Genomic DNA, 5,821 nt, shown 5'->3' on the forward strand with positions numbered 1-5,821 from the left:
GCGAAGGCGGGGGCCGATGTCGGCCTTGCCCTTCGATGCCGAGTAAACCGATAGCGGCCTCCGCCTTCGCGGGGGCGACGGGCGAGCCATGCGCTTACCCCGACATCCGCGACCCGCGCGTGATGGTCGCCATCCCGCGCGAACGGCGCGCCGCGATCGCGACGCTATGGGCGTTCGCCGAACGGCTGACCCGGCTCCTGATCGACGCGCGCGAGCCCTTGATCGGACAGATCAAGCTCGCCTGGTGGCGCGACATGGCCGCGATGCTGGCGCGCGATCCCGAGGGCTTGCCCAAGGGCGAGCCGTTGCTCGCCGAACTGACCGCGACGTGGGCGGGGCAGGGCGAGCTCGATACGCTCGTCGATGCGGCCGAGGCGATGCTGCGGGCCGAGGATGCCGCCGACTGCCGCACCGCCGCCGCAGATTTCGGCGCGCGTCTTTTTGCGCTGTCAGGCGGCGATGCCGACGGCGGTCGGCGGTGGGGGCTGCTGTGGGGCGCCAGCGTCCAGACGGGAGCGCGGGAAGCGCGCGAGCTGCTCGCCGCCGCGCACAATTGTGCGCCGCCGCCGCGCAGCATTTTTGCAGCAAACCGCGCGCTGCTGATGCTCGACCGCTGGGCGGGCGCCATTGCCCGGAACGACGGCGAACGGCGCTGGCGCAGCGAGGGATTGCTGCTGCTGCGGCTCGGCCTGATCGGCCGCTGACGATAAAAATGCGCCGGGGGTGGAAATGCTCCGCCCGAACATCTATCTTGTCCGGTACAAAATAGGGTCGCAGGGGACAGGTTATGTTCAACGGGCTGATCGCCTATCTCGATTCGATCAAGGCGCGCGACCCCGCGCCGCGCTCGCGTTGGGAAATTCTCCTCTACCCGGGGCTCGTCGCGGTGGGCATGCACCGCATCGCGCATTGGCTGTTCGAGGCGCGGCTGTTCTTCCTCGCCCGCTTCGTCAATCATCTGTCGCGCTGGATGACCGCGATCGACATTCATCCCGGCGCCAAGATCGGCCAACACCTGTTCATCGACCATGGCTTTACCGTGATCGGCGAAACCGCCGAGATTGGCGACAATGTCACCATCTATCAGTGCGTGACGCTGGGCGGGACCGATCCCGCCAATGGTGTTGCGGGTAAGCGCCACCCGACGCTGGCCGATGACGTCATCGTTGGATCGGGCGCGCAGATATTGGGGCCGATCACGGTTAATCCCCGCGCGCGCATCGGCGCCAATGCCGTGGTGACCAAGGATGTCCCCGAGGGTGCGGTGATGGTCGGCATCCCGGCGCGCTCGACGCTGGTCGACGCTGCCGAATATGCCCGCGAATTCGTGCCCTATGGCACATGCAACGAGACGTTCGACCCCGCGACGCAAAAGGTCGAGCTGCTCCAGTGCCAGCTCGAACAAATGCAGCAACAGCTCGCGGCCTTGATCGCCGAGCGCGACGCGGTGGACGAAGACGAAGACGAAGCGCCGCGGCGCAAAGGGAGCCGGAAAAGCGCCTGATGGGGACAGTGACACCTCTGCCTTTCGCGACCAAGACGGTGTCGAAGCAGACCGGTTTCGAACGCCCCGAATTGATGCGCATCCTCGACCTCTACGGCCGGATGGTCGCGGCGGGGCACTGGCGCGATTATGCGATGGATTTCCACCGCGACGCCGCGATCTTTTCGGCCTTTCGCCGCGCCGCCGAGCGCCCCGAATATCGCATTGAAAAACGCCCCGCCTTGCGGAGTCGCCAGGGCATGTGGGCCTTGGTCTCCGAAGCCGGGGCGATTTTGAAGCGCGGGGACGAGCTTGCAAACATACTCGCCCCCGTCGAACGCAAGCTTATGAAGCTGGTATCGGACTGACCGATCGCGTCGTCGCGGGCAGCTGGTTCGCCAGATTGTCAGGCAGCATCCCCACCACGACCGCGCGGGCATTCTGCCAGAAGGCCGAGAGCAGCAGCAGCGCCGAACCGATCACGAAAGCGGTCAGCGCGACATTGAGCTCGACCGCGCCAAATTCGCGGAACAGCTGGGTCAGCGCGAACAGCACATAGGCGAGGGCGGACACCAGCAACGCGCGCCGGTCGATCGCCAGCGCAACGAGTCCGAACAGCACATAGATGCCGACGACCATCACCGCGGCGCCGCTGCCGATATCATTGCCTTCGGTCACGCCGAGCAGGTGAAAGATCGGATGCGCGATCATCGGCGCGGCGAGTAGGTGGAGCCAGAAGGCGACGTCGCTGCGCCGCGTCTGGCGCACCCGGTCGCTGCGGTCCCACCACATCGCGAGCGCGAACACCCCGATGCCGGCGGTGAGCACCAGCGACATGACGAGCGCATCGGGGCGGTCGGGCATGCCGGTGATCGACAGCACTAACGCCACCGCTGTTGCGGCAAGCGCGGCGGTGCCGGCAGCGACGGTGATCGGCACCATGAAGCGGCGCCAATGCGCCCAGGTCGCCGCCGCGGTGACCAGCGCCATCGCACCGATCAGGATCGCACCGACGGTCTCGCCGGGATCGTTGCCAAAGATCGCTTCGCCATGTTCGACGAGGAAGCCCACCATGGTCGCGAACACCCCGCCCGAAAAGGCGAGGACCAGCACGATACTGGGCAGCGCCATGCGGCGTTTGCGAGTGAAATATTCGGCGAGGAACCACGCTGACAGGGCAACGAATGCGCCGCCGAGCGCGGTGTGGATCGACTGGCCGATCCACGCGACCGCGACGAGCAGAATGACCGCCGCGATGCTGACGAAAATATCGTTGAAACCGGTGATCAGGCGGAAGGATTCTTCATCCGCCGCGGGGGCCGAACGCGCCGACGCGATATGTGACCGGAATGCCATGGCGGCCTCCGGCGTCAAAACTTTCGCATCGACCGCAGCTTGCAGGTCGCTTTCACTATACATCGGGGTCGTCCTTGTTAGACCGATCCCCTTGCCCCGCGCATGTTATGGCATGGGCGTGTTGCTGTGTCAATACAGTGTGGCGCCGTTAGATCCTCCCCGCTTGCCGGGAGGGGGACCACCGCAGGTGGTGGAGGGGGCGGCGGCCTGAAGCGGCGTAGTGTCAGGCCGCGAACCCCCTCCGTCAGCCGCTGCGCGGCTGCCACCTCCCCACAAGTGGGGAGGATAGAGACATCTCACCCCAGCGCCATCAACGCCTTCATCACATTCATCGACTGTTCGCTGCCCGACTGCGGCACGATCTCGCCGGTGCGGTCGATGATCTTCTCCCACGCCGCGGCGACGCCCTCGGGGGTGCGGTCATCCTCGGCCAGCGCAACGCCGGGGGTCATGGTGACATAGGCGGCGTGATACGCGCCCGCGCCCGCGCCGATGATCATGTTCGTCGGCGCATCCTCGCTGACCAGATACAGCGCCGCAGGGACGACATTTTCGGGGGTGAATTTCTCGAACAATTCGGCGGGGAAGATGTCCTCGGTCATCCGCGTTCCCGCAACGGGCGCGATCGTGTTGCAGCGGATGTTGTACTTGGCGCCCTCGAGGTGGAGCGTCTTGGTCAGCCCCGCGAGGCCCAGCTTCGCCGCGCCATAATTGGCTTGGCCGAAATTGCCGTAGAGGCCGGTCGAAGACGCGGTCATCAGGATGCGGCCATAGGCCTGCTCGCGCATCATGTCCCAGCACGCCTTGGTGACATTGGCGCTTCCGCTGACATGCACCTTCAGCACCAGGTCGAAATCTTCGGGTTCCATCTTGGCAAAGCTTTTGTCGCGCAGGATGCCGGCGTTGTTGATCAGGACATGGACGCCGCCCCAGGCTTCCTTCGCCTTGGCGACCATTTCGACCATCTGGTCATATTCGGTGACGCTGCCGCCGTTCGACATCGCGGTGCCGCCAAACGCCTTGATTTCCTCGACCACCTGCAGCGCCGCGTCTGAATGGCCGGTGCCGTCGCGCGATCCGCCCAGATCGTTGACCACCACCTTGGCGCCGCGGCGCGCGAGTTCGAGCGCATAGGCGCGGCCGAGGCCGCCGCCGGCGCCGGTAACGATAGCAACGCGCCCGTCAAATTTGATCGTCATGATGGTCTCCCGGATGGGGCCGCCTCAAGAAAGGTTGCCCGAAAAAACTGAGACGTCCTTAGCCGTTCACGCTTGGCAGGCAAGGGGGTGGCGCGCGACCGGGAAAAATGTCGACTGCAACAAAAATGTCATCTTGATGACGCGTAACTGTCATTTACTCGTCATAACAGCGCCACCAGATTGTCACCTTTCGCAACGGAGCAAACCCCTCATGCGTCACGCCCTGACCGCCGCCCTGCTGGCGACGTCGATGTTTTGCCTGCCTACCGCCGCGCGCGCGCAGGCCATGACGGCACAGGAAGCGGCGCAGCTGCGCGCAGAGCTGGCGGCGCTGAAGGCACAGGTGCAGACGCTCGAAACCCGGCTCGACGCCGCCACCGCACAGCCGCCGCCCGCTCCGGCTCCAACCCCCGCGCCGCCGTCGGTCACCGCAAAGCCCGCGACCGAGATCAGCTGGAAGGGCGCCCCCGAAATCAAGACCGCCAGCGGCTGGAGCTTCAAGCCGCGCGGGCGCGTGCAGGTTGACCTAGCAGGCATCGACACGCCTGCGGGCGTGACGGGTGTCCGCGGCGGCACCGCCACCGAATTTCGCCGCGTTTACTTGGGCGTCGACGGGAAAATTCCCGGCGGCTTTGCCTACCGCGTCGAGGCTGACATTGCGAATGGCGAGGTCGAGCTGACCGACGTCTATCTGAGCTATGGCACCGGGCCGCTGTCGGTCACCGCGGGGCAGATCAAGCCGTTCAACGGCCTCGACGACATGACGAGCGACCTGTTCACCAGCTTCATGGAGCGCGCCGCGTTCGTCCAGGCGTTCGGCTTCGAGCGCCGCGTCGGGTTGTCGGCGCAATATAAGGGTAAGGCGCTGCTGCTGCAGGGCGGGGTATTCGGCGACAACGCCGCCGACCTGACCGACAGCAACCACAGCCTGAGCATCGACGGGCGCGCGGTGTGGATGCCCAAGCTTGGCGATACGCAGCTTCATCTGGCGGCGTCGGGCCATTGGCGCGACCCCAATGATCCCGCCGCGACAGTACGCTACCGCGCGCGACCGTTCGTTCACACCACCGACGTCCGCCTTGTCGACACCGGCCTGCTCGACGTGGCGAGCGAACGCGGGTTGGGCCTAGAAGGCGCTGTGATCGCGGGGCCGTTCCACGCCGCGGGCGAAGCCTATTGGCAGACGCTAAAGCGGAACGGCGCCGCCGACCCGACCTTCTTCGGCGGCTATGCCGAGGTTGGCATGGTGCTGACGCCCGGCGATGCGCGCGGGTATAAGGATGGCGCGTTTGACCGTTTGAAACCGTCGAAACCGATCACCGCGGGCGGCATCGGCGCCATCGAAGTCAACGCGCGCTACGACTATCTCGACCTGAACGACGGCGCGATTATCGGCGGGCGGCAACAGGCGGCACTGATCGGGCTGGTGTGGGCGCCAATCGATTACATCCGCATCACCGCGAATTACGGCAAGCTGTGGATCGACGATGCCCGCGTCGCTACGGCGACGGGGGATCGCGACTATACGGCGGATACGTTTGGGCTGCGGACGCAGATTGATTTTTGATCGAAGGGCGGTTCCGGGGTGGGGAACTGCCCTGACTGTTCCCCTGCGAAAGCCGGGGCCCAGTGAGTTGGAGAGCAAGCATCGGGGGATGACGCTCTGGGCCCCCGCGTTAGCCCGGGGAACGGAAATTAATGTGGGTTGGGTACCCGGCGCAAAATACAACCACTCGCGCCACCCATGGCCCGGGGGCCCCCCCCGCCCGCGGGGGGGGGGGGG

6 protein-coding genes are annotated in these 5,821 nt (G+C 65.8%); 4 read left to right on the top strand and 2 right to left on the bottom strand.

The window, feature by feature from the left end:
• The first annotated feature begins 35 nt into the window (after nucleotides 1–35).
• The 3 genes from K0M74_RS11410 (at nucleotide 36) to K0M74_RS11420 (ending at nucleotide 1,851) form a co-directional block, all read left to right on the top strand.
• Entirely contained in the window at nucleotides 36–704 is a 669-nt protein-coding gene (locus K0M74_RS11410) for a hypothetical protein (protein ID WP_293972097.1), read from the top strand.
• 83 nt (nucleotides 705–787) lie between these two features.
• Nucleotides 788–1,504 (top strand): serine O-acetyltransferase EpsC, encoded by a 717-nt coding sequence (gene epsC, locus K0M74_RS11415; RefSeq protein ID WP_293972100.1) that lies wholly within the window; start codon nucleotides 788–790, stop codon nucleotides 1,502–1,504.
• The gene (locus K0M74_RS11420; RefSeq protein ID WP_293972103.1) at nucleotides 1,504–1,851 is read left to right on the top strand and encodes a DUF2794 domain-containing protein; all 348 of its coding nucleotides are present in this window, start codon (nucleotides 1,504–1,506) and stop codon (nucleotides 1,849–1,851) included. The genes epsC and K0M74_RS11420 overlap by 1 nt, the downstream gene beginning before the upstream one ends.
• Here K0M74_RS11420 and K0M74_RS11425 read toward each other — a convergent pair.
• Nucleotides 1,829–2,902: a hypothetical protein gene (locus K0M74_RS11425; protein WP_293972106.1), complete on the bottom strand. Its 1,074-nt coding sequence runs from the start codon at nucleotides 2,900–2,902 to the stop codon at nucleotides 1,829–1,831. The genes K0M74_RS11420 and K0M74_RS11425 overlap by 23 nt on opposite strands.
• A gap of 233 nt (nucleotides 2,903–3,135) precedes the next feature.
• Nucleotides 3,136–4,038, bottom strand: coding sequence for an SDR family oxidoreductase (locus K0M74_RS11430; RefSeq protein ID WP_293972109.1), 903 nt, complete (start codon nucleotides 4,036–4,038; stop codon nucleotides 3,136–3,138).
• A gap of 211 nt (nucleotides 4,039–4,249) precedes the next feature.
• Here K0M74_RS11430 and K0M74_RS11435 point away from each other — a divergent pair, with 211 nt between their 5' ends.
• Nucleotides 4,250–5,605, top strand: a complete 1,356-nt coding sequence (locus K0M74_RS11435) for a porin (RefSeq protein WP_293972142.1) — start codon at nucleotides 4,250–4,252, stop codon at nucleotides 5,603–5,605.
• The last annotated feature ends 216 nt before the right edge of the window (nucleotides 5,606–5,821 follow it).

The organism is Sphingopyxis sp. (assembly GCF_019459305.1).
GTDB lineage: Bacteria > Pseudomonadota > Alphaproteobacteria > Sphingomonadales > Sphingomonadaceae > Sphingopyxis.

Coding starts and splice junctions, on each gene's coding strand:
- K0M74_RS11420 (WP_293972103.1), top strand. CDS start 1,504: ATGGGGACAGTGACACCTCTGCCTTTCGCGACCAAGACGGTGTCGAAG.
- K0M74_RS11435 (WP_293972142.1), top strand. CDS start 4,250: ATGCGTCACGCCCTGACCGCCGCCCTGCTGGCGACGTCGATGTTTTGC.
- epsC (WP_293972100.1), top strand. CDS start 788: ATGTTCAACGGGCTGATCGCCTATCTCGATTCGATCAAGGCGCGCGAC.
- K0M74_RS11425 (WP_293972106.1), bottom strand. CDS start 2,902: ATGTATAGTGAAAGCGACCTGCAAGCTGCGGTCGATGCGAAAGTTTTG.
- K0M74_RS11430 (WP_293972109.1), bottom strand. CDS start 4,038: ATGACGATCAAATTTGACGGGCGCGTTGCTATCGTTACCGGCGCCGGC.
- K0M74_RS11410 (WP_293972097.1), top strand. CDS start 36: ATGCCGAGTAAACCGATAGCGGCCTCCGCCTTCGCGGGGGCGACGGGC.